This window comes from Streptomyces sp. MGP-P1, from assembly GCF_057766565.1.
Genome location: NZ_JBYMEM010000005.1, coordinates 247,242 through 269,616, shown reverse-complemented (window position 1 = coordinate 269,616; position 22,375 = coordinate 247,242). Strand labels below are relative to the sequence as shown.

18 protein-coding genes, 1 tRNA gene and 1 pseudogene are annotated in these 22,375 nt (G+C 74.2%); 13 read left to right on the top strand and 7 right to left on the bottom strand.

Annotated features, from left to right (window positions below; translation table 11 throughout):
- Positions 1-217 precede the first annotated feature (217 nt).
- From AC3CH1_RS10535 to AC3CH1_RS10515, 5 genes are all read left to right on the top strand, one after another.
- Complete coding sequence (locus AC3CH1_RS10535; protein ID WP_488462651.1) at positions 218-634, top strand: cupin domain-containing protein; 417 nt, start codon at positions 218-220, stop codon at positions 632-634.
- Between the two features lie 85 nt (positions 635-719).
- Complete coding sequence (locus tag AC3CH1_RS10530) at positions 720-1,238, top strand: cobalamin B12-binding domain-containing protein (protein WP_488462650.1); 519 nt, start codon at positions 720-722, stop codon at positions 1,236-1,238.
- 2 nt (positions 1,239-1,240) lie between these two features.
- Positions 1,241-2,566: a methylaspartate mutase gene (locus tag AC3CH1_RS10525; RefSeq protein WP_488463463.1), complete on the top strand. Its 1,326-nt coding sequence runs from the start codon at positions 1,241-1,243 to the stop codon at positions 2,564-2,566.
- 87 nt (positions 2,567-2,653) lie between these two features.
- Positions 2,654-4,756 (top strand): FAD/NAD(P)-binding protein, encoded by a 2,103-nt coding sequence (locus tag AC3CH1_RS10520; RefSeq protein WP_488462649.1) that lies wholly within the window; start codon positions 2,654-2,656, stop codon positions 4,754-4,756.
- Positions 4,753-6,486 (top strand): AMP-binding protein, encoded by a 1,734-nt coding sequence (locus AC3CH1_RS10515; protein ID WP_488462648.1) that lies wholly within the window; start codon positions 4,753-4,755, stop codon positions 6,484-6,486. Before AC3CH1_RS10520 ends, AC3CH1_RS10515 begins: the two co-directional genes overlap by 4 nt.
- A gap of 75 nt (positions 6,487-6,561) precedes the next feature.
- Here the strand turns inward: AC3CH1_RS10515 and AC3CH1_RS10510 are convergent, their stop codons facing one another.
- Positions 6,562-7,146, bottom strand: coding sequence for a CGNR zinc finger domain-containing protein (locus AC3CH1_RS10510; RefSeq protein WP_488462647.1), 585 nt, complete (start codon positions 7,144-7,146; stop codon positions 6,562-6,564).
- Positions 7,147-7,306: 160 nt separating this feature from the next.
- Between AC3CH1_RS10510 and AC3CH1_RS10505 the strand changes: the two genes are divergently transcribed.
- From AC3CH1_RS10505 to AC3CH1_RS10490, 4 genes are all read left to right on the top strand, one after another.
- Positions 7,307-7,762, top strand: coding sequence for a VOC family protein (locus tag AC3CH1_RS10505; protein ID WP_488462646.1), 456 nt, complete (start codon positions 7,307-7,309; stop codon positions 7,760-7,762).
- 104 nt (positions 7,763-7,866) lie between these two features.
- Entirely contained in the window at positions 7,867-8,802 is a 936-nt protein-coding gene (locus AC3CH1_RS10500) for a pyridoxamine 5'-phosphate oxidase family protein (protein WP_488462645.1), read from the top strand.
- Positions 8,803-8,844: 42 nt separating this feature from the next.
- Positions 8,845-9,036 (top strand): ferredoxin, encoded by a 192-nt coding sequence (locus AC3CH1_RS10495; RefSeq protein ID WP_488462644.1) that lies wholly within the window; start codon positions 8,845-8,847, stop codon positions 9,034-9,036.
- Positions 9,033-10,241: an NAD(P)/FAD-dependent oxidoreductase gene (locus AC3CH1_RS10490; RefSeq protein ID WP_488462643.1), complete on the top strand. Its 1,209-nt coding sequence runs from the start codon at positions 9,033-9,035 to the stop codon at positions 10,239-10,241. The genes AC3CH1_RS10495 and AC3CH1_RS10490 overlap by 4 nt, the downstream gene beginning before the upstream one ends.
- A gap of 4 nt (positions 10,242-10,245) precedes the next feature.
- Here AC3CH1_RS10490 and AC3CH1_RS10485 read toward each other — a convergent pair.
- Positions 10,246-10,350: pseudogene (locus AC3CH1_RS10485) on the bottom strand (enoyl-CoA hydratase); the annotation flags it as partial.
- A gap of 188 nt (positions 10,351-10,538) precedes the next feature.
- Between AC3CH1_RS10485 and AC3CH1_RS10480 the strand changes: the two are divergent.
- Together AC3CH1_RS10480 and AC3CH1_RS10475 are read left to right on the top strand one after the other, a co-directional pair.
- Positions 10,539-10,612: transfer RNA gene (locus AC3CH1_RS10480), tRNA-Met, on the top strand.
- Positions 10,613-10,775: 163 nt separating this feature from the next.
- Positions 10,776-11,642, top strand: a complete 867-nt coding sequence (locus AC3CH1_RS10475; RefSeq protein WP_488462642.1) for an NAD(P)H-binding protein — start codon at positions 10,776-10,778, stop codon at positions 11,640-11,642.
- 130 nt (positions 11,643-11,772) lie between these two features.
- Here the strand turns inward: AC3CH1_RS10475 and AC3CH1_RS10470 are convergent, their stop codons facing one another.
- Entirely contained in the window at positions 11,773-12,780 is a 1,008-nt protein-coding gene (locus tag AC3CH1_RS10470) for an AraC family transcriptional regulator (RefSeq protein WP_488462641.1), read from the bottom strand.
- 101 nt (positions 12,781-12,881) lie between these two features.
- On the opposite strand from AC3CH1_RS10470, the gene AC3CH1_RS10465 reads away from it, so the two are divergent.
- Positions 12,882-13,733, top strand: a complete 852-nt coding sequence (locus AC3CH1_RS10465) for an NAD(P)H-binding protein (protein ID WP_488462640.1) — start codon at positions 12,882-12,884, stop codon at positions 13,731-13,733.
- 36 nt (positions 13,734-13,769) lie between these two features.
- On the opposite strand, the gene AC3CH1_RS10460 is transcribed toward AC3CH1_RS10465, so the two are convergent.
- Positions 13,770-14,243: a carboxymuconolactone decarboxylase family protein gene (locus AC3CH1_RS10460; RefSeq protein ID WP_488462639.1), complete on the bottom strand. Its 474-nt coding sequence runs from the start codon at positions 14,241-14,243 to the stop codon at positions 13,770-13,772.
- Positions 14,244-14,408: 165 nt separating this feature from the next.
- On the bottom strand, positions 14,409-17,324 hold the full coding sequence (locus tag AC3CH1_RS10455) for an AfsR/SARP family transcriptional regulator (protein WP_488462638.1): 2,916 nt from the start codon (positions 17,322-17,324) through the stop codon (positions 14,409-14,411).
- Between the two features lie 104 nt (positions 17,325-17,428).
- On the opposite strand from AC3CH1_RS10455, the gene AC3CH1_RS10450 reads away from it, so the two are divergent.
- On the top strand, positions 17,429-19,123 hold the full coding sequence (locus tag AC3CH1_RS10450; RefSeq protein WP_488462637.1) for an MFS transporter: 1,695 nt from the start codon (positions 17,429-17,431) through the stop codon (positions 19,121-19,123).
- A gap of 85 nt (positions 19,124-19,208) precedes the next feature.
- Here the strand turns inward: AC3CH1_RS10450 and AC3CH1_RS10445 are convergent, their stop codons facing one another.
- Positions 19,209-20,402 (bottom strand): flavin-containing monooxygenase, encoded by a 1,194-nt coding sequence (locus AC3CH1_RS10445; RefSeq protein WP_488462636.1) that lies wholly within the window; start codon positions 20,400-20,402, stop codon positions 19,209-19,211.
- Positions 20,403-20,574: 172 nt separating this feature from the next.
- Positions 20,575-22,290, bottom strand: coding sequence for a hypothetical protein (locus AC3CH1_RS10440; protein ID WP_488462635.1), 1,716 nt, complete (start codon positions 22,288-22,290; stop codon positions 20,575-20,577).
- Positions 22,291-22,375 lie beyond the last annotated feature (85 nt).

Here is a 22,375-nt window from a genome sequence, read left to right as displayed (position 1 = left end):
GGAGCCGGGGCCGCGAAGACGGCGGACCGGCTCGTCCACGGGCGGGTGGGAGAGCGGATGATTCCGCCTCTCGCCCGCCCGCTGCTGTGTGTCCGACCTCTGCGGTGCGAGCGATCGGGAAAAGCGATAACGCCTATCGATGTCTGTGCGGAACGGTGCACGAGGTTCGCTGACAACCTTGTCGGTAAATGCGGATCATCTCGCGAGAGGCGTACACGTGTCAGACATCAGCTATATACCCAACGTATTCCGTAGCGGCTTCGCACTCGACGACCTCAAGTGGGTCACCTGGGACGAGCCCGGCCGTACCGGGGTCGAGCACCACGTCCTGTGGGCGCCGGACGAGGAAGTGGACGAGCGGTCGGTCGGCCTGCTGCTGCGTTTCCCGCCCGGCGCCCACGGCGACTTCCACGAGCACCTCGGCTACGAACTGATGCTCGTGCTCGACGGCGTACTGGACCACAGCGACGGCATTTCGTACGTCAAGGGAGACCTCGTCGTCGAAGGACCGGGCACCGAGCACCAGATGTCCAGCCGCACCGGCTGCACCGTGCTCGCCATCCGCACCCGGCCGGTCGAGGCCCGCGCCCCGCAGAAGCCGGTCCGCCCCGTCGGCGTGTCCGCCGCCCTCTGACCGCCGGCAGGGCAGGCCGCGCCCCTTCGGCCCGGCCGCCCTGCCCGCCCCCGTACGTTCCCGCCCCGAGCGAAAGAACAGTGTCTTGTCGTCGTACAGCGTCCAGCCCCTGAACCTGAACGGACAGGCCGTGGAGCCGGGGGCGGCCCAGCCGGCCGCCCAGACGCGTCCCGGCCGCCGGGTGCTCGTCTCCAGCGTCTCCTCCGACTCCCACACCTGGAACCTGGTCTTCCTGCAATTGCTGCTGGAGGAGATGGGCCACGAGGTCACCAACATCGGCTCCTGCGTTCCCGACGCGCTCCTGATCGAGGAGTGCCGACGCGTCCGGCCGGACCTCGTCGTCATCAGCAGCGTCAACGGCCACGGCGCCCTCGACGGCAGCCGTGCGGTGCGCCGGCTCCGCGAGCAGCCGGACCTGAGGGACCTCCCCGTCGTCATCGGCGGCAAGCTGGGGGTCCAGGGAGCCGACGCCGGCTCGTACGGCCCGGAGCTGCTGGCCGCCGGGTTCGACGCGGTCTTCGAGGACGGCGCTGGGATCGCGGAGTTCCGCCGCTACGTGGACCGGCCCGCCCGCCCCGAACTCCTCACGTCGGGTGCCCGGTGAGCCTGCCCGCTTCCCACCCCGCCCCCGCGGCGCCGGCCGGCCCGCCCGCACCGGCCCGGGGTGCCTTCGCCGAGGCCGTCGCCGATGCCCGGCGCGCCGGGGAACTCCTGGTGCAGCCCCGCATGGGCTTCGCCGACCTGCCCCGGATGCGTGAGGGACTGCTCGCGGTCAAGAACGCCCGTGCCCGGACCGTCGGCACCCTGACCATCGACAGTTACACCCGCGTCGGTGACGACGAGTCGGCCGCCCGCGCGCTCGCCGAGGGCACCGACCTCAACGGCTACCCCATCGTCGCCCACGGCGCCGACACCACCCGGCGGCTCGTCTCCGGACTCGGCGGCGACGGATTCGCCGTCCAGGTACGGCACGGCTCCGCCAACCCGATCGGCATCATCCGCGCCCTGCTGGACGCCGGACTCGACGCCACGGAGGGCGGGCCGATCTCGTACTGCCTGCCCTACAGCCGTACCCCGATCCACACCTCCGTCGAGGCGTGGGCGCGCAGCTGCGAACTTCTGGCGTCCCGGCCCGGCACCCACCTGGAGAGCTTCGGCGGCTGCATGCTGGGGCAGCTCTGCCCGCCCGGCCTGCTCGTCGCGCTCTCGGTGCTGGAGGGCGTCTTCTTCCGGCAGCACGGACTGCGCAGCGTCTCCCTCAGCTACGCCCAGCAGACCCACCACGGCCAGGACGTGGAGGCGCTGCTGGCGCTGCGGACCCTGGCCGGGGAGCACCTGGCCGGACTCGACTGGCACGTGGTGCTCTACACGTACATGGGCGTCTTCCCCCGTACCCCCGGCGGAGCCCTCGGACTGCTGCGGGACAGCGCCGTGCTGGCCATGCGGACCGGAACCGAGCGCATGATCGTGAAGACTCCGGCCGAGGCGCACCGCATCCCCACCATCCAGGACAACATCCATGCCCTGGAGGAGGCGGCGCTCGCCGCGGCAGGACCGCACGCGCGAGCCGGCGCGGCGGGGACCGAGTTCGGGGTGCTGGCCGAGGCCAGGACCCTGGTCGACACCGTCCTCGGCCTCCACCCGGATGTCGGGCGGGCGCTCGCGGAGGCGTTCCGGCGGGGGCTGCTGGACGTTCCCTACTGTCTGCACGCCGACAACGCCAACCGCTCGCGCAGCTACATCGACGACCGCGGCTCGCTCCAGTGGCACTCCACCGGGGCCATGCCGATCGGGGCCACGCCCGTGCCGGGCCGGGATCGGCTGCGCGCCGACGACCTGCTCGGGATGCTCTCGCACACCCAGGAGTCCTTCGACCGGGCCGCTGTGGCGCGGAGTGAGGGGCCCGACGGCCGGACCGCCCTGCCGGTCTGACCTCCCGTCGCGCGCACCGGCCCGGCCCCTGGGGCCGGGCGGTGCGCCCATCGCCGTGTGTTCCCTCCTCACTCCAAGGAAGCTCCTGTGTCCGGACTCAACTCCGTTACGCGTCCCCTGGTCATCGCCGTCGTCGGCAGCGGCCCACGCGGCATATCCGTGCTGGAACGGATCGCCGTGCGCGCCGCGGCCGAAGTCGCAGAAGCGGCCGGCGCCGCCGAACGGGGCGAAGCCGTCGCACCCGCCGAACCCTCCGCGGCGGCCGGCGGCGGGGCCCCTCGCCCCGTGCGCGTCCACCTCATCGACGCCACGGAGATCGGCGCGGGCCGCGTGTGGCGCACCGACCAGGACGACTGGTTCACCATGAACACCGTCATCAGCCAGGTGACCATGTACTCCGGCGGGCCCGACGGAGGCCCCGACCGGCCCGGCGCGGGCCCCTCGCTCGGCGAGTGGATCGCCCACCGCCACGCAACGGCGGGCGAACCGGCGCTCGGCCCCGACGACTACGCCTCACGCGTCCGCTACGGCCAGTACCTCAAGCACGTCCACCGGACGATCGCCGAGCACCTGCCGTCCCACGTCGAGCTGGTCCCGGTGACCGGCCGGGTCACCGCCCTGCGCACCGGCCCGGACGACGGCTACCTGCTGAGCCTGGACGCCGCGCCGCACCTCCTGGAGGCGGACCGGGTGGTCCTCGCCACCGGCCATCCGTTCAACGCCCCCGACGCGTTCGAGCGCGCCATGCTCGACTTCACCGGGCGGAACCCGGGCACCCACTACCTCTGCGGCGACTCGGCCGCGGACATGGCGCTCGGCGAGGACACCGTGCCCCCGGGCAGCGCGGTCGGGATCAAGGGCCTCGGTCTGTCCTTCTACGACGTGATGCTCTCCCTCACGGTCGGCCGCGGCGGCACGTTCCGCCACGAGGAGGGGGCGGTCGGCGGCGGGCTGCGCTATCTGCCCAGCGGCCGGGAGCCGCGCATCGTGGCCGGCTCGCGCAGCGGTCTGCCGATCCCCGCCCGCGGCCGTAACCAGAAACGGCCCGACTTCAGCCACCGGGCCCTCTTCCTCACCCGCGACGCCCTGCTGCACGCGCGCCGGGCGCGCGGGGGCACAGGCCAACTGGACTTCGCCGAGGACGTGCTGCCGCTGCTGCGGCGGGAGATCGACCACGTCTTCTACGTCACCCATGTCAGGAACTCCTCCGGCCGGGAGGCGGCCGACGCCTTCGCCGAAGCCCACGCCGAGCTGCTGCGGGCCGGACGGGACCCCGGCCCGCTGCGGGCCTCCGCCGGGCTCGGGGACATACCTCCGGTCGATCTCGACGCGCTGGCCCGGCCGTTCGGCGACACCCGGTTCGCCTCGGCGGAGGAGTTCCGCGAGCGGCTGCTCGCCGTGATGGACGAGGACCTCGCCGAAGCGGAGCTCGGGACCCTGGACGGCCCGCTGAAGTCGGCGCTCGACGTGCTGCGCGACATCCGCAACGTGGTGCGGCTGGCGGTGGATTACGGCGGTCTGCTGCCCGCCTCGCACACCGGCTACTTCCACGGGCGCTTCCTGCCGGTCAACGCCCTGCTCTCGGCCGGTCCGCCGATGGCCCGGGTCGAGCAGCTCAGGGCGCTCGTCCGGCAGGGGATCGTGGAGGTCGCGGGACCCGGCACCCGCTTCGAGGCGGACGACGAGGCCGGCGCGTTCCGGGTCGTCTCCCCGCAGGTCGCCGGCTCCGAGCGGCACGTGCGGAGCCTGATCGACGCCCGCATACCCACCCCGGACCTGCTCCGGGACACCTCGCCGCTGACGCGCCAGCTCGTCGACGAGGGCCTGGTCCGGCCCTACGTGATCGAGGGCGGCCCGGCGGGGGAGGCGCACGCCACCGGGGGCCTGGAGGTCACCATGAGCCCCTTCCACGTGGTCGACAGGTCCGGCGGGATCCGCCCCGACCTGTACGCCCTGGGCATCCCGACGGAGCACACCCGCTGGTTCACCCAGGTGGGCAGCAGCAGGCCCGGCGTCAGCACCCTCTTCTACCAGGACGCCGACGCCATCGCCGTGGACGCCCTGCGCCCGATCGGCGCCGGCCCGGCCCGGGAGGCGGCACCGGCCTTCATCCCCGCCCAGCAGTCCGGTTCGCCGGCCCCGACGGGCCGGGGCGCCACGGTCGGCGCGCGGCCGGGGAAGGCGTCATGACGAACCACACGAGCACTCCGGACGGGCTGTTCCAGGACCCCGCGGCGGAGTTCCTGGCGGCCCGGGACGCCCTGCTCCTGCACCGTACGGATCTGACCAAGGCGGTCGAGACCTTCCGCTGGCCGAGGCCCGAGCACTTCAACTGGGCCCTGGACTACTTCGACACCGTCGCCGTCCGGGGCGACCGGGACGCGCTGCGGGTCGTCGGACCGGGCGGCCCCTCCTCCGACCGGCTGATCGGCTACGGGGAACTCTCCCGCCGCTCCGCCCAGGTCGCCAACTGGCTGCGCGGGCTCGGGGTGCGCCGGGGCGAGGCGGTCCTGCTGATGCTGGGCAACCGGGCGGAGGTCTGGGAGACGATGCTCGCCGCGATCAAGCTCGGGGCGGTCGTCATTCCCACCTACACCACCGCGACCCCCGGCGAACTCGCCGACCGGCTGGACCGGGGCCGGGTGAGGCACGTCGTCGCGGAGGCGGAACTCGCGGACCGGTTCGCCGGTGCGCCGGGCGGCTGGCAGGGGATCGCCGTCGGCGGCGAGGTCCGGGGCTGGCGGCGTTACGCCGACTCCCGCACGGCCCCGGAGGAGTTCACGCCGGACGGGCCGACCCGGGCGGCGGACCCGCTGTTCCGCTACTTCACCTCGGGCACCACATCGCGCCCGAAGATGGTGGAGCACACCCACGTCAGCTACCCCGTGGGGCATCTCTCCGGCATGTACTGGAACGGGGTCCGGCCGGGCGACGTCCACCTGAACATCTCCGCTCCGGGCTGGGCCAAACACGCCTGGAGTTCCCTGTTCGTGCCCTGGAACGCCGAGGCCACCGTCGTCGCCCTGGACGCCGCGCGCTCCACCCCCGGGCAGATCCTGGAGGTCCTGCGCACCCGCCGGGTCTCGACCTTCTGCGCGCCGCCGACCGTCTGGCGGGGCCTCGCGGCGCACGGCCTGGGCGCCCGCCCGCCCGAGCTGCGCGAGACGGTCGCGGCGGGCGAGCCGCTTGAGCCCTCCTTGGTGGAGCTGGTGGCCGGAAGCTGGGGGCTCGACCTGCGGGACGGGTACGGGCAGACGGAGACCACGGGCCAGATCGGCAACCCGCCCGGCCGCGCCGCACTGCCCGGCAGCATGGGCTTCCCGCTGCCCGGATACACGGTGGTGCTCGTCGACCCGGAGACCGGGGAGCCCGTGGCCGACGGGGAGCCCGGGGAGATCTGCCTCGACCTGGCCGACCGGCCGCTGGGACTGATGCGCGGATACGTCGGTGACCCCGGCCGCACCGCGAAGGCGCTGGCCGGTGGCTACTACCGGTCGGGGGACCTGGCCCGGCGGGAGCCCGACGGGTCGCTGACGTATCTGGCGCGGTCGGACGACATGTTCAAGTCGTTCGACCACCGGATCTCGCCGCGCGAGCTGGAGGACGCCCTGCTGCGCCACCCGGCGGTGGCCGACGCGGCGGTGGTCCCGGTCCCCGACCCGGTGGGGCTGTGGGCGCCGAAGGCCTTCGTGGTCCCGGCCGCCAGCCGGCCCGCGTCCGCCGGGACCGCCCGGGAGATCCTGGACGCGGCGAGCGCTCTGCTGCCGCCGGAGAAGCGGGTGCGGGTGCTGGAGTTCGCGGCGGTCCTGCCGAGGACGACCTCGGGCAAGGTGCGCCGTGCCGCGCTGCGGGAACAGGGGCCGCGGGCGGCCGAGTACCGGGCGGAGGAACCCGACGCACCGTCCCTGTCCGGGCGCTGACCCGGCGGGGGAGCCGGGGGCCCGGTCGCCGTCCGTCACCGGGCGGGGGCCGGCCCTTCGCCCGTGCCGGAACGTTTACGCGCCCGTGCGGCGGGCGTAGTGGCGCTGGGCCTTCGCGCGGTTGCCGCAGCCGGCCATCGAGCACCAGCGGCGGGTCCCGTTCTTGGACACGTCGTAGAAGTGCAGGACGCAGGCGTCGTTCGCGCACGGGCGGATGCGGTCGGGCCGGTCCGCCACCAGACGCAGCCAGTTGTCGGCGGCGTACCAGGAGGGCCCCCAGGACGGGTCGTCCACCTCCACCACCGACTCCGGCAGCCCGTCGGACCCCAGGGCGCGGCGGATACGGCCGTGGGCGAGGACCTCGTTGAGCGCCGCCATGGCGCCAAGGGTGGCCGTCCTCTGCTCGGCGGCCGCCGCGACCAGGGCTTCGAGTGCGGTGCGGGTCTCCAGCAGCCGGCCCAGGGTGGCGCCGTCGGCGGGCGTGGACAGGGGCGCCAGCTCCTCCCGTACCGGCGTACTGGACAGCCAGAGGGCCAGGCCGGCCTCGGAATCGAGGAGGTCGTGCGCGCCCTCCGCGTCGCTCCAGCGGGTGTTGAGCAGATCGAGGGCGAGCGGTTCAGCGGTCAGCGGCCGGGGGTCGGCCCCTATGGGGTGCGGCACGGCTGGATCCTTCCGTCGCGGGCTCGGTCGGGGATGGTCCATCGATGGTAACCGGACAAACGGAGATCACCGGTTGACCGATGCATCTCTAACCTCTAAAGTCATTTTCACAGGTTACGAGACCACCTCGCAGCCCTGACCGAAAGCATGGGGACCGACCATGAGCAAGGCGAACAACCTGCAGACCGGCCACATCGGCCTCAACGTCACCGATCTGGACCGCTCGCTCGCCTTCTACCGCGAGGTCTTCGACTTCGAGGTGCTGGCCGAGGGCAAGGAGGAGGGCCGCCGCTGGGCGTTCCTCGGCCGCGGATCCCGGCTCCTGGTGACGCTGTGGCAGCAGAGCGAGGGCACCTTCTCCACGACCCTGCCCGGCCTGCACCACCTCTCCTTCCAGGTCGACACCGTCGAGGAGGTCCGGGCCACCGAGGAGGTCCTGCGCACCCTGGGCGCCGAGTTCACCTACGACGGCGTCGTGCCGCACGGCGAGAGCGGGAACTCGGGCGGCATCTTCTTCTCCGACCCCGACGGCATCCGCCTGGAGATCTACGCGCCCACCGGCGCCGACCCGGCCGACGCCCCGACCTCGGGCGCACCCACCTGCGGCTTCTTCTAGGAGCAGGCGCTCCACGCGGTATCGCCCGGTGCTGTGCGGCACCGGGCCACGGCGCCGGCGACAAGGTCCGGCACCGTCCCCTTCCTCGGTGGAAAGGCAGAGTCATGGGCGGCTACCACCACGGTGAGATCGCCGTGCAGGAGCGGGCGGGCCTCGCGAGCGAGGCCGGACACTCGCAGGGCGCCATCGGCAGCGCCGTCCCCGAGGTGGCGGTGGCCTTCCTCGCCGAACAGCCCCACGTGGTGGTGGGCGGCACGGACGAGCGGGGCCGGATCTGGGCGACCCAGCTCACCGGGGAGCCGGGATTCCTGGCCGTTCCCGAGCCGCACACCCTCACCCTCGGCGCGCTGCCCCCGCCGGAGGACCCGCTCGCGGGGGTCCTGGCCGGAGCCGGAACCGGCCCCGGCCAGAAGCCCGTACGGATCGGCATGATCGGCATCGAGCCGGCCACCCGCCGCCGGATGCGGATGAACGGCCGGGCCGTCCGCGACGGCGACGGGCTGCGCGTCCAGCTCGACCAGGTCATCGCCAACTGCCCCAAGTACATCCAGAAGCGCGCCCACCGCCCGGCCGCGGACGGGGAGGCCCAGGCCCCCCGCAGGGCCGTCGACGGCACGGAGCTGAGCCCAGAGCAGCAGCGGACGCTGCGGGCCGCCGACACCTTCTTCGTCGCCACCGCCTCCGACCGGGGAGACGCCGACGCCTCGCACCGGGGCGGCAACCCCGGTTTCGTCCAGGTGCTCTCCCCCCGGCTCCTGCGCTGGCCCGACTACGTTGGCAACGCCATGTTCCTGACCCTGGGTAACCTCGAACTCAACCCGGCCGCAGGCCTCTTCGTGCCCGGCTGGGAGGCCGGTACGTCCCTTCACCTGACGGGCGCGGCCCGCACGGTGTGGGACGAGGACGAAGTCGCCGGCCACCCCGGCGCCCAGCGGCTGGTCGAGTTCGAGATCACCGCCGTGCGGGAGGTCGCGGCGGCCTCCCCGTTGCGCTGGTCCGCGCCCGCCTACTCCCGTTTCAACCCGCCGACGGCCGGCTGACCTCCACCCCGGCCGCCGCGCCCTACCCGTGACGGAGTCACCATGCAGATCACCGTGGACATGGACGTCTGCGCGAGCCACGGCAATTGCGTCTTCGCCGCCCCCGAGACGTTCTCGTTCGACGACGACGACTACCTCCAGTACGAGCCGACGCCGGACGAGGCGCTGCGCGACGGGGTCGAGAAGGCCGCCGCGTCCTGCCCGGTCCGCGCCATCACCGTGACCACCCCGTGAGCCCCGTCGGCTCTCCGCGCGACGTGGTGATCGTCGGGGCCTCGCTGGCGGGACTGCGGGCCGCCACGACCCTGCGGGCCGAGGGATTCACCGGCAGGCTGACCGTCGTCGGGGCCGAACTGCACGCCCCGTACGACCGCCCGCCGCTCTCCAAGGAATTCCTGACGGCCCCCTCCCCGGTCGACACCGGGCTCCCGGCCCCCGACAGCCTCCGGGCCCGCTGGCTGCTGGGGCGGCCCGCGGTCGGGCTCGACCCGTACCGCCGGACGGTCACCCTCGCCGACGGCACACGCCTGCCCTACGACGGTTTGCTGATCGCCACCGGCGCCGCCGCCCGGGCCGGTGCGGTGGACGGTGAACCGGGCCCGGACCAGAGGGTGTTCACCCTGCGCGACCGCGACGACGCGGTGGCGCTGCGGGCCGCGCTCGTCCCCGGGCGGCAGCTGCTCGTCGTCGGCGCCGGATTCCTCGGCGGCGAGGTCGCCGCGGCGGGCCGTGCCCTCGGACTCGACGTCACCCTCGTGGAGGCCGGGCCCGTACCCCTGGAGCGGGCGGTCGGCACCGAGGCCGGCGAGTTCGTCGGGATGCTCCACCGGGAGGCGGGCATCGATCTGCGTACCGGCGCCACCGTCGCCGCGTTCCGGACCGCCCCGGACGGGGGCCTCTCGGGCGCCCGGCTGGCCGACGGACAAAGCGTCGCGGCCGATGCCGCGGTCCTGGCCCTGGGAGCGGTCCCGGCCACCGGATGGCTGGCCGGATCGGGCATCGAGGCGGCCGGCGGCGTACGCACCGACTCCCGGCTGCGGGTCCTGTTCCCCGACGGTACGACCGTGCCCGGCGTGGTCGCGGCGGGGGATGTGGCCCTGGTCCCGCAACCCCTGGCGGACGGCGCCTCGCCTGCCCTCGGCCACTGGTCCGGTGCGGTGGAGCAGGGCGCGGCCGCTGCCCGCACACTGCTGCTCGGCGGGGCGGCCCCGGCCTTCGACGAGGTGCCATCCTTCTGGTCCGACGTCCACGGCGTCCGGCTCCGCTCGGTGGGCCTCCCGGGGCTCGGCGACACGGTGAAGGTCCACGAATGCGACCGGGCCGCCCGGCGGCTGGAGGTCAGCTACCACCGGGACGGACGGCTGATCGGCGCCCTGACCATCGGCCGGACCTCCCGACTCGCCGCCTACCGACGGACCTTGGCCGAATACACCCCTTAGCGCCCCCCCGGTACTCCGGCGACCGGCGCTCCACGAACGACGCCACGCCCTCGTGGGCGTCGTGCGTGGTCATGTTGATCTCCTGGGCTGCGGCCTCCGCCGCGAACGCCGCGGTGCAGCCGGGCCCCGACCCGGTCGGCCCAGGCGCTGAGTTGACAGTCAGTCAGGTCATGGAAATGACGCTGCGTCAGGAATGGGTGTGCAGGCAAAGGCTCCTGCGAGCACCGGGCGGGCGAGCGGGCGCAGGCTCTCGTGGTCATGGAGAGGCATTCCGTGGCGTAGGGTGGTGTTTACCGACGCGGGGTGGAGCAGCTCGGTAGCTCGCTGGGCTCATAACCCAGAGGTCGCAGGTTCAAATCCTGTCCCCGCTACTGAAGAACACGACCGAGGCCCGGATCCCAGTGGATCCGGGCCTCGGCCGTTTCCTCGGTGGAACGCCGGAGCGCCGGAGTGCCGCCTCCGCCGGACGCTCGGACATCCTTCCCGGTCACTGAGCCATGGGCGAGGGCCGCCCCGCCGGGCGAGGCTGGTGCCATGACGCAGACAGACACGACCTCCGCGCAGGAACCCGTACTCGTGACCGGCGGCACCGGCAAGACCGGCCGCCGGGTGGTGGCCCGCCTCCGAGAGCTGGGGGTGGAGACCCGGGCGGCCTCCCGGTCCGGCGACACCCCGTTCGACTGGGCGGACCCCGCCACCTGGGCCGCCGCCCTGGACGGGGCCGCCGCCGTCTACATCACCCCGCTCGACGCCTCGCCCTCCCCGACGCCCGCCTTCGTCGAGCAGGCCGTCGCGAGCGGGGTGCGGCGGCTGGTGCTGCTCTCGGCCCGGGGCACGGACGAGCCCGGCTACTTCGGCCCCGGTTACGAGGACGGCGGCCCGCACGGCGAGGGCGAGCGGGCCGTACGCGCCTCCGGCGTGACCTGGACGATCCTGCGACCCGGCTGGTTCGCCCAGAACTTCAGCGAGGGCGTCTTCCTCGACGGCGTACGCGATGGCGAACTGGCGCTGCCCACCGGGGACGGGAGGGCCGCGTTCGTCGACGCCGACGACATCGCGGAGGTGGCTGTCGCCGCGCTCACCGAGGACGGTCACGCGGGCCAGGAGTACGGGCTCTCGGGCCCCCGCGCGCTCGGCATCGACGACGTCCTGGACGAGATCGCGAAGGAGACCGGGAAGCGCGCCGCGTACGTCCCCGTCGACGCCTCCGCCTTCCGTGCCGGGCTCGTCGCCCAGGGCTTCCCGGACGAGGAGGCCGGCCTCTGGACGGACGCGCTGAAGCCGATCACCACGAGCCGGGAGGCGCCCGTCCTGGACGGGGTGCGCCGGGCGCTCGGCCGAGAGCCGCGCGACTTCGCCGCCTTCGTCAGGGACGCGGCGGCGCGGGGCGTCTGGGGCTGAGCCCTTCGGTACGCCGGGGCCGATCTTCCCCGTTCGGACGTGCCGGTGAGCGGCGGTTCGTATCCGCCCGCCTCCCGCAGGCCGGGGGCAGCCGGCCCGCTGCCCCGCCTCCGCGGGCCCGTGGGGCGGCTCACCCCGCCGGGGCGGCCGTCCCCACCGGGTCGGCGGCCGCCGCCGCGCGCCGGAACGCGGTCGGGCTCTCGCCGCGCAGCCGCTTGAACGCCGCGCTGAAGCCGAACGCGTCCGCGTAGCCGACCCGCCGGGCCACGGCCGCCACCGTCAGCTCCGGGCGGGTCAGCAGGTCGGCCGCGAGCGTCATCCGCCAGGCGGTCAGATAGGCCACCGGGCCCTCCCCGACCAGCTCGGTGAACCGCTTCGCCAGGGTCGTCCGGGAGACCCCCGCCCGGACCGCCAGCTCCGCCGTCGTCCAGGGGTGCGCCGGGTCCGCGTGCATCGCCCGCAGCGCCGGCCCCGCCACCTGGTCGCCGAGCGCCCCGTACCACCCCGGCGGATCCGCCTCCGGGCGGTCGAACCAGTCGCGCAGCGTGCACACCAGCAACCAGTCCAGCAGCCGGTCGAGCACGATCTGTTCGCCCGGCCGCCCGCCGCCGATCTGCCCCTCCAGGTAGTCGCGCATCGGCGCGCAGTCCTGCTCGTCGGGCACCACGAGGGCGGGCGGGAGCGCCTGGAGGAGCCGCTGGGGCACCTGGGCCCGTACGTCGTAGGTGGCCGCCAACAGCACGGTGGGGAAGCCGGGTTCGGTTCCGGGGCCGGGGCCGGGTTCGGTTCCGGGACCGGGGCCGGGTCCGGCCTCCGGTGCGGGTGCGGGGGCGGTGTCCGGGGCCGCGCCCCTGCCCACCGCCCGTACGCCACCGGCCCGGCCCGTCCCCGTACCTCCGGACGGGTCGTCGGTGAAGACGAACGGGGCCGGGCCGCGGACGATCGCCGCCTCGCCGACCCTCACCCGCAGCGGCTCGCCGCCCTCCGGCACGATCCACCCCCCGCCCCGCATCGGCAGGCACAGGGTCAGATACGCCCCGTCGGTGAACCGCAACGACCACGGCGCGCGCAGCACCGAACGGCCGAACACCGCGCCACTGCCCCGCACGCCCCGCAACAGCTCGTCGAACACGTCCATGACGCAACTGTAGGCAGAGTCGGCCGTGCTCCGGACGCTCACCTATGCACGGCGGACGGACGCCCATGGGCCCGCCGGGTCCGCCGCGATGGACTGGACCCATGACGACGAAGAGCACCTACCGCGGTCCGTCCGGCATCCTCGTCCTCGGCGGCACCGGCAAGACCGGCCGCCGGGTCGTGGACCGGCTGCGCGCGACCGGAACCACCACGGTCCGCCCCGCCTCCCGCTCCGGTGAGATCCGGTTCGACTGGACCCTCCCCGACACCTGGGAACCCGCCCTCGCAGGGTCCGAGGCGCTCTATCTGGTCGCCCCCGACGACCCCTCCCCCGTAAAGGAGTTCGTGACCCGCGCCGAGGCCTCCGGGGTCCGCCGCTTCGTGGTCCTGTCCGGCCACGGCATCGAGCACGCGGGCGAGGGCTTCGGCCGGGGCATGGCGGCGGCGGAGGACGCGGCCCGGGAGTCCGGGGCCGAGTGGACCCTCCTGCGCCCCAACAACTTCTTCCAGAACTTCGACGAGGACCTGTGGCGGGCCCCGCTCCGAGAGGGCCGCATCGGCCTGCCGATCGGGGACGTCCCCGAACCCTTCGTCGACGCCGACGACGTGGCGGCGGTCGCGGTGGCCGTCCTCACCGAGGACGGCCACGCGGGCCGCACGTACACCCTGTCCGGCCCCCGCGCCCTCACCTTCGCCGAAGCCGCGGAGACCATCGCCCGCGCGACCGGCCGCCCCGTCCGCTACGAGGAGCTGAGCCCCGAGGCGTACCGCGCCGAACTTCTCGCCCAGGGGTGGCCGCAGGCCGCCGCCGACTCCCTGGGCTCGATGTTCGCCCTGCACCGCGCGGGCCACTCGGCCGCGGTGACCGACGACGTCCGCCGGGTGCTCGGCCGGGAGGCCGCCGACCTGGAACCGTGGGCGCGGCGCATCGCGGCCACGGGGGCCTGGGCGTAGGCCCGGGTCCGCCCGGGTCCCCCCGGCTACGCCCGGCTACGCGAACTGCCCCACCTGGTAGCCGCCGGCCGGCTGCTGGAGGATGACGTTCAGCCGGTTGAAGGTGTTGATCAGCGCGATCAGCGACACGAGAGCGAGGAGCTGCTCCTCGTCGTAGTGCTTGGCGGCGTTCGCCCAGACCTCGTCCGGGACCCCGCCCGCAGCGTCCGCGATGCGGGTGCCCTGCTCCGTCAGCTCCAGCGCGGCGCGCTCGGCGTCTGTGAAGACGGTGGACTCTCGCCACGCGGCGATCAGGTTCAGGCGCAGCGAGGTCTCCCCGGCCGCGGCGGCTTCCTTGGTGTGCATGTCCAGGCAGCCGCCGCAGCCGTTGATCTGGCTCGCGCGGATCTTCACCAGCTCCTGTGTCACGGCGGGCAGCGTCGTGTCCTCGATGATCTTGCCCGCCGAGACCAGGTGCTTCACGAGCTTGCCCGTGACCGGGCTGGCGAAGGCGTTGAGTCGGGCGTTCATGGTGTGCTCCCTCTGCTGTCTGCTGTCTGCTGTCTGCTGTCGTCACTGGCTACACACACAGGACGGAACAGGCCCCGGGGATGTGACATCCGGGGGAGGGGAGTGACGGGCGTCACCCGGAGGGCGGCGCGGGAGGCCGTTCACGCCCGCGGTGCGGGAGGCCGCTCACGCCCGGGGCGGGGTAGGCAGTTCCGCCAAGGCGGCCTCGGCGTGTGCGGCCTGGCCCGACGCACGGCTCTTGGCCCGTGCCCGATTCAGGTGGCGCCTGGCGGCGTCCAGGTCGCCGCGGAGCCGTGCCGCGTGTCCCAGGCCGATCTCGGCACGGATCTCGCCCGCGCTGTAGGCGCGCTCGGCCGACACGGACAGCGCGCGCCCGTACAGCTCCGTCGCCCGCTCGGCGCTGCCGCCCGCCAGCGCGGCCCTGCCGAGCCAGGTCAGCGCCTCGACGACCTCGGTCCACAGGCCGAGTTCCTCGGCCATCAGGAGACCTTCCCGGTGGAGTCGTTCCGCCCGGGCGCCGTCACCCCGGCGCTCGGCCGCGAGCGCCAGGGCCCGGGTGGCCCGTAGCCTGCCCCAGCGGTCGCCGGCCTCCGCGAACAGCGCGGCGCCCAGCTCCGCGGACTCCTCCCGGCCCGGGGCGTGGCTCGCGAGCTCGACCAGGGCCGCTGCCTCGCCCCAGGGGTCCCCGGCGGCGCGCGCGCCGGCCAGGCCCGCCTCCACCAGCCGCCGCCCCTCGCGGTGGTGGCCGCCGCCGGTCAGCCCGGTGCCGACGAACCACTGCAACCGGGCTCTCAGCACCGGGTCCTCGACGCCGGAGGTGGGATCCTCGTCCGCCGGCGCCGCTGCCCTGCCGTCCCCCGAGCTGCGCAGCTCGATACCGGCCAGCCAGACCCGCGCCGCCACGCGCGCGGCAGGGGCGGCCCCGCCCCCGGCGGCCAGCGCCGCCCGGAGCGACCTGCGGGCCTCGGTGAGACGGCCGCGCAGGAACCAGTACCACGCCTGCGCGTTCACCAGCCGTACCGCGTATCCGGCGGCGTCCTGGGCGACCGCGAGGTCCAGGGCGCGGCGCAGGTTGACGGTCTCCGCGTCGAGGCGCTCCAGGCAGCGCCGCTGGTCCGGGCCGCGCAGCCGCTCGCTCTCCCGCTCGGCCAGCTCGGCGCAGTGGCGTACGAACCGGGCGCGTACGGCGGTCTCCTCGCCGGCCTCCGCCAGGCGTTCGGCGCAGTACGCGGCCACGGATTCGAGCAGCCGGAACCGGTCTCCCTCACGGACCACCAGCGAGCGGTCCACCAGCCGGGACAGCAGGTCGGGGACCCGCCCGGCGCCCAGGCCGGCGTCGGCGCAGACCGCCTGGGCGGACGCCATGACGCAGCCGTCGGCGTGCACGACCAGGCGCCGCAGCACCGTGCGCTCGTCCTCGGTCAGCAGCTGCCAGCTCCAGTCGAGCATGCCCCGCAACGTCCGCTGGCGGTCGGGGAGCCCGCGTACCCGGGCGTCGGGCCGGGCGAACCGGTCGTCCAGCCGGGCGGCCAGCTCGTGCGGGCTCAGCGTCCGGAGCCGGGACGCCACGAGTTCCAGGGCGAGCGGAATGCCGTCGAGGCGACGGCAGATGGTGGCGACGGCCTCCGCGTTCTCCGCGTCGAGGACGAAGCCGGGCGCGGCCGCCGCGGCCCGCTGCACGAACAGCTCGACGGCGCCGGCCCGGGCGATCGCCGGTGGACCGGTGCGCTCCGGCAGGGTCAGCGGCGGTACCGGATGCACCACCTCGCCGGGGATGTCGAGGGGTTCCTGGCTGGTGAGCAGGAGGTGTGCCGAGGGCACGGCCGACAGCACGGCCCCCGCGAGCACGGCGACCGGCTCGACGAGGTGCTCGCAGTTGTCCAGCAGGATCAGCAACCGTCTGTCGGCCACGGCACGGCACAGCCAGCCCACCAGGTCGTCCAGATCCGGCTCCGTCGCCGCGGTGTCGCACAACCCCAGCGTCGTGATGACCCGTTCGGCGATGTCGTCCGGGGCCGAGGTCGCGCCGAGGCCCGCCAGCTCGACCAGCCACACCCCGTCGGCGAACCGGCCCGACGCCTCGCGCGCCGCGGCGACCGCCAGCCGGGTCTTGCCCACTCCGCCGAGACCGGTGAGGGTGACGAGACGGGTGTCCGCGGCGGGGTCCAGCCGGGCCAGCACCTGATCGGCCGCCTCCTGCCGGCCGATCAGCGGGGTCAGCGGGGCGGGCAGGTTGGTACGGCAAGACAGTGATCCGACGGCGGGTGTGGCCAGTCGCGTCTCCTGGCGCAGGATCGCCCCGTGCAGCGCGGCGGCTTCCGGACCGGGTGACGCCCCCAGCTCCTCGGCGAGTCGCCGCCGCAGGTCCTGGAAGCTCCGCAGGGCGTCGCCCTGCCGCCCGGCCCGGTACAGGGCGCGCATATGGGTCATGCGCAGCCGCTCGCGCAGCGGGTGGCGTCCCACGAGTGTCCCCAGCTCCGCGGCCAGCGCGGTGTGCTCCCCCCGGGCGAGGCGCGCCTCGGCGTGGTCCTCGACGACGTTGAGGCGCAGCTCCTCCAGCCGCGTGATCTCGCCGCGGGCGAACAGGGACTCGGCCACATCGGCGTAGGCCGGGCCCCGCCACAGCGCGAGCGCTTCGGCGAACAGGTCGGCCTGGACCGCCGGTTCCCGTTGGGCGCGGGCGCGTTCGGCCAGCTCCTGGAACTCCAGGGCGTCGACCGTGCCGACCACGTCACGTACGCCGTTCACTTCACGTCCGTCACGTCCGTCACGTCCGTCACGTCCGTCACGTACGCCATGTCCGTCGTCCGTGAGCAGCAGCCGGTAGCCGGCGGGCTCGCGCACCACCCGCTCCCGGCCCAGTACCCGGCGCAGCTGGGAGATCTTGGTCTGGAGCGTGTTCGCCGAGCCGCCCGGTGGGCCGCTCGGCCACAGGTCCTCGATCAGGCGGTCCGCCGGCACCGGTTCGCCGCCGTGGACGAGCAGGTTCGCCAGCAGGGCGCGGACTTTCGACTCGGGAACCCTGACCGGCCGCCCCTCGGCGTCCCAGACGGCCAGCGGGCCGAGCACCCCGTAACGCATGACCGGAGTCTAAGGGCTGTCCCGAGGACCCTCAGGAAACCGTGCGCGGGGGGCGGCACCGTGGCGCGTGCACGTTGCCGAGACGCGAAACGCAGGGGAGTTCCATGACCATGACGACCGTACGCGGAGCGGGGGCCCGGGAGTGGGGAGGACTGGCCGTCCTCTCCTTGCCCACCGTGCTGCTGGGCCTCGACGTCACCGTGCTGTACCTGGCCCTCCCCTCGCTGGCGGAGGACCTGCGGCCGTCGGGCACCCAGGAGCTGTGGATCATGGATGCCTACGGCTTCCTGATCGCCGGCTTCCTGCTCACCATGGGCACGCTGGGGGACCGGATCGGCCGTCGCAAGCTGCTGATGATCGGAGCCGCGGCCTTCGGGGCCGTCTCGGTGCTGGCGGCCTGGTCCACCAGCGCCGAGCTGCTCATCGTCGCGCGTGCGGCCCTGGGGATCGCCGGGGCCACACTGATGCCGTCCACGCTGGCCCTGATCAGCAACATGTTCGCCGACCAGCGGCAGCGCTCCCTGGCCATCGGGGTCTGGGCGACGAGCTTCGCGCTCGGTATGGCGCTCGGGCCGGTGGTCGGCGGCGTGATGCTGGACCACTTCTGGTGGGGTTCGGTGTTCCTCCTCGCGGTCCCGGTCGCGATCGTGCTGCTGGTGGCCGCTCCGGTCCTGATCCCGGAGTACCGGGCGCCGCGGACCGGCCCGTTCGACCTGCTCGGCGTCGCGCTGTCGCTGACCGCGATCCTGCCGGTGGTCTACGCGGTGAAGCGGTTCGCCGAAGCCGGCCTCGACGTGCCCACGATCGCCGCCGCGCTGATCGGCGCGGTCTTCGCGGTGCTGTTCGTCCGCCGCCAGGCGGGGCTGGCGAACCCGCTGCTGGACGTGGGCCTGTTCGCCGACCGGACGTTCAGCGCCGCGCTGAGCGTGCTGCTCGTGGGCCTCGTCGGCGTCGGCGGCTCGATGCTTCTGATCACCCAGCAGCTCCAGTTCGTCGAGGGGCTGCCTCCCGTCGAGGCGGGCCTGTGGATGGGGCCGCCGGCCCTGCTGATGTTCCTGGCCGCGATCGGGTCGCCCCTGGTGGCCCGCCGGGTGCCGCCGGGAATCGTGGTGGCGGCCACCCTGGCGCTGTCCACGGTCGGTTACGTGCTGCTCGCCCTGGTGGACGCCTCGGACGGCGTCGCCCTGATGGTGATCGGTTTCGGCCTCGTGTACCTCGGGCTCGGGGCGATCGCGGCCCTGGGCACGGACCTGGTGGTCGGCGCCGCCCCGGCGGAGAAGGCGGGCTCGGCCTCGGCGATGTCGGAGACCGTGCAGGAGCTGGGCCTCGCACTGGGGGTGGCGGTCCTCGGCAGCCTGGCCACCGCGGTCTACCGCGACCGGATCGACGACGCGATGCCCGCCGGCGTCCCGCCCGAGGTGGCCGACGTCGCGGGCGACAGCCTCGCCGGCGCGGTCTCCTCGGCACAGCGGATGCCCGTCGGCTGGCTCGATCACGCCAAGGAAGCTGCTACCTCCGGGATGAACACCGCGATGATCGTCGCCGCGGCGTGCACCTTGCTGCTCTCGCTCCTGTCCGCCGTCGTGCTGCGGCGCGTCGGCGTCATCGGCGGCGGCGACGTGCCGCAGCACGGCGGGGACGGTCCGCAGCACGGTGGGGACGGTCCGCAACAGGGCGGGGACGGTCCGCAACAGGGCGGGGACGGTCCGCAACACGGTGGGGACGGTCCGGGGACTGACGGGGACGGTCCGGGGACTGACGGGGACGGTCCGGCGGAAACGGCATTGTCGGAGGTCTGACCGGGGCGGGGGCCCTGACCCTCCTTCGTCCCACCGGCATGCGGGACCCAGGGGGCCTCGGCCATCCGGGGCTTCCGGGCCGCCCTCAGTGCGGCGCCCGGGCCACCCTCTTCGCGATCTTCTCGGCGTCCAGGGCCATTTCGCGGAACATCCCGCTGATCGGGTTGGTGAATCCGGTGAAGTAGAGCCCGGGGGCTCCCTTCGCTGAGCGCCCGCCGTGGGCGACCGGGCGGCCCCGCCCGTCCAGGACGTCCAGGTGGCCGAGCAGCGGCTCCAGGGCCCGGTCGTAGCCGGTGGCGGCGATGACGGCGTCCGGGGTGAGGCGGGTGCCGTCGGCCAGGACCACGGTGTCCCGGTCGAAGGAGGCGACCGTCGCCACCGGGGTGACCGCGCCGGACCTGACCGCGTCGATCAACCCGACGTCCTGGACCGGGATCGCGCCCTGGCGGACCCGGGAGTACAGGCCGGTGTCGGGGCGTGGGAGGCCCTGGGCGGCCAGGTCGGGCACGGCTATCCGGCACATCACGGCCCCCGCGCGGTCGACGAGCCGCACCGGGAGGCGGCGGACCAGGATGCCGGTGGCCTGGGCGGGCCAGCCCGCGGTGGAGCGGCGGACGATGTGCGGGACCGTCCGGACCGCGATGCGCACCCGGGAAGCGCCGCCCTCCGCGAGGTCGGCGGCGATCTCCGCGCCCGTGTTGCCGATGCCGACGACCAGGACGTCCCGGTCGGCGTACGGGGCCGGGGCGCGGTAGTGCGCCGCGTGCAGCAGTTCGCCCGTGAAGGTGTCGCGGCCCGGCCAGTCGGGGATGCGCGGGGTGTGGTTGAAGCCGGTGGCGACGACCACCGCGCGGCCCCGCAGGACCCGCCCGCCCGTCGCCGTGAGCTGCCAGTCGCCGGAGCCGTCGGGGGCCCGGTCGATCCTCGTCACCTCGACGCCGGTGACCACTTCAAGACCGTGGTGCTCGGTGTACTTCTCCAGATACCGCACCACGTCGTCCCGGCCCACCCACCGCCCGAACCTGCGGGGCATGCGCAGCCCCGGCAGCGCCGACCAGCGGCGGGTCGTGTGCAGGCGCAGCCGGTCGTAGTGGCCGCGCCAGGAGGCGCCGACCCGGTCCGACTTCTCCAGCACCACGACCCGTACGCCCCGGGCTCGCAGCGCGGCAGCGGCGGCGAGGCCTCCGGGGCCGCCGCCGATCACGTAGACGGGACGGTCGTCCGTACGGTCGGTGAGGGCGGCGGCGTCACTGCCTGTGGGGGACGGGCTGTTGGGCATGGTTCGGAGCGTAATCGTCCGCTCTGTTGATGGGTCTCGGTCAAGAGCGAAATCGATTGCGAATTGATCACGGTCGGGAGTCGGTCGAACGCGGTCGGGGGTCGGTTCAGTACGCGTGGGGGCCGGTTCGTCACCGGCGGGGTCTGGTTCGTCACGGGTGGGGGCCGGTTGATCAAGGGCGGGGGCCGGGGGCGGTCAGAGCAGCTGCCAGCGCCTCGGCCCGGGCGGCGGCGACGGCCGGTTCGGCGCCGGTCGCGGCGACCATGGCCCACCGTCGCGGTACGCAGGCCACCGCCTCCAACAGTGCGCCGGGCACCGCCATGGACCGGGCCGCCGCGGCCATCTGATGGAGCGTCCGGTCCGCCGGCGGCAGGAAGACACGGGTCGCCGCGTACGGCTCGTCGATCCCCTGCTGTCGGGCGCGGTCCCGGAAGGTGTGCAGGCTCTCGGCGCCGTGCGCGGAGAGGTTGAAGTCGATCGCCCCGACGAGGAGCCTGTCGCCGAACGCGCCGCCGAGCCGGCCCACGGCGAAGTCGATGCCGCCGGTGACCAGTCCTCCATGGCTGCCGTCCGTGACGCTCTCCGGGCCCTGGAAAGCCGCCCGGACGGCCTCCAGCGCGGCGCGGACGGTCCGGTAGGCGTCCCGGGGCAGCCCGAGAGCGGACCAGCCGGCCTCGTCGACGTAGTCGTTGCCCCGCCAGGAGTAGCCGTCCAGCATCTGGAGGGTCAGCCCTTCGGCGACCTGCCCGTGGCGGATGTGCCCCGACGGCACGACCGGGACGCGGCGGGCCGCCGGTGAGCCGGGCTCGGCCTCCTCCTCGCCCAGGGAGACGCTGAGGAAGGTGACCCAGGCCTCCAGGAGGTGATCGTCGCCGACCGCGTGCGCGGTCCGGGCCTCCGCGGCCAGCCGGTCGGTGTCGGCGAGGTCCAGGTTGCCCACGATGCGCGCCCCGTCGCCCGCGTCGGCGGGCTTGAGCGCGGCCCGGTCCAGTCCGTACCGGGTGCGGAGCAGCGAGGCCGCGTCGAGCACACCGGCGACGAAGGCGTCCCGGTCGACGCCGGCGCGGGCGATCGTGTAACCCGGGAGGACCGGGACGGTCAGCCCCAGCCGCTGATGGGCCCGGCCGAGCCGCTGTTCGGCGGCGAGCAGCTCCTCGGGGGGCAGTTCCAGCGCGGACGCGGGCAGCGCGCGGGCGGCGGCCACCGTGGGGTGGATGTGGTTCTTCCGGTTCCATTCGGTGGCGACCGCCGGGCTGTTGGCGTCCGTGGCCAGCTCGGTCAGGCCGGTCCTGCGGAGCAGCCAGAGCAGGAAGATCTGTGTCTCCACGTCCAGCGCGTACAGCCGGACCACCGCGTCGGGCCGGTCGCACAGCCAGTCGATGACATGGCGCAGGGGGGTGTCAGCCCCTTCCTCGTGGGTCTCCGCCATCAGCAGCAGGGCATGGGTCAGGTAGTAGTGGTCCAGGTCGCCGATGTCGACGGCGGGGACGCCCCGGAGCGCGGCGGCCTCGGCCCAGGGCGCGGTACGGCCCAGGGTGAGGTCGTCGGGGGTCCCCAGATACACCGATCTGGCTTCGACGTACGTGGTCACGTCGTGGGGTTCCTGGCCGTTCAGCAGAGCGGCCAGGTCCCCGTCGAACGCCTTGAGCAGGGGCGTGGTGGTGTGCAGCAGGAGCGACGGGGCGGTGCGGCCCGGCTGGGCCCGGTACGGCCGCACCGCCTCGCCGGCGACCCTCGCCACGGCCGCGGTGTCCATGCCGAGAAGCCGTTTGGCGCTCTCCGCGACGCGTGTCCCGTCCCAGACCTGGTGTCCGGTGAAGAAGCCTTCCCAGCGTGCCTTTCCGCCGTCTCGTGCGGAGCGGACGGACGCGGCGACGGGTGAGAGCACCGTGTTCCCTTTCGGCGATGACGTTTCCGGTTCTCCGTGCCCCGGTTCCCGGTTCCCTTTGCGTTCCGGTTTCCTCGGCGTTCCG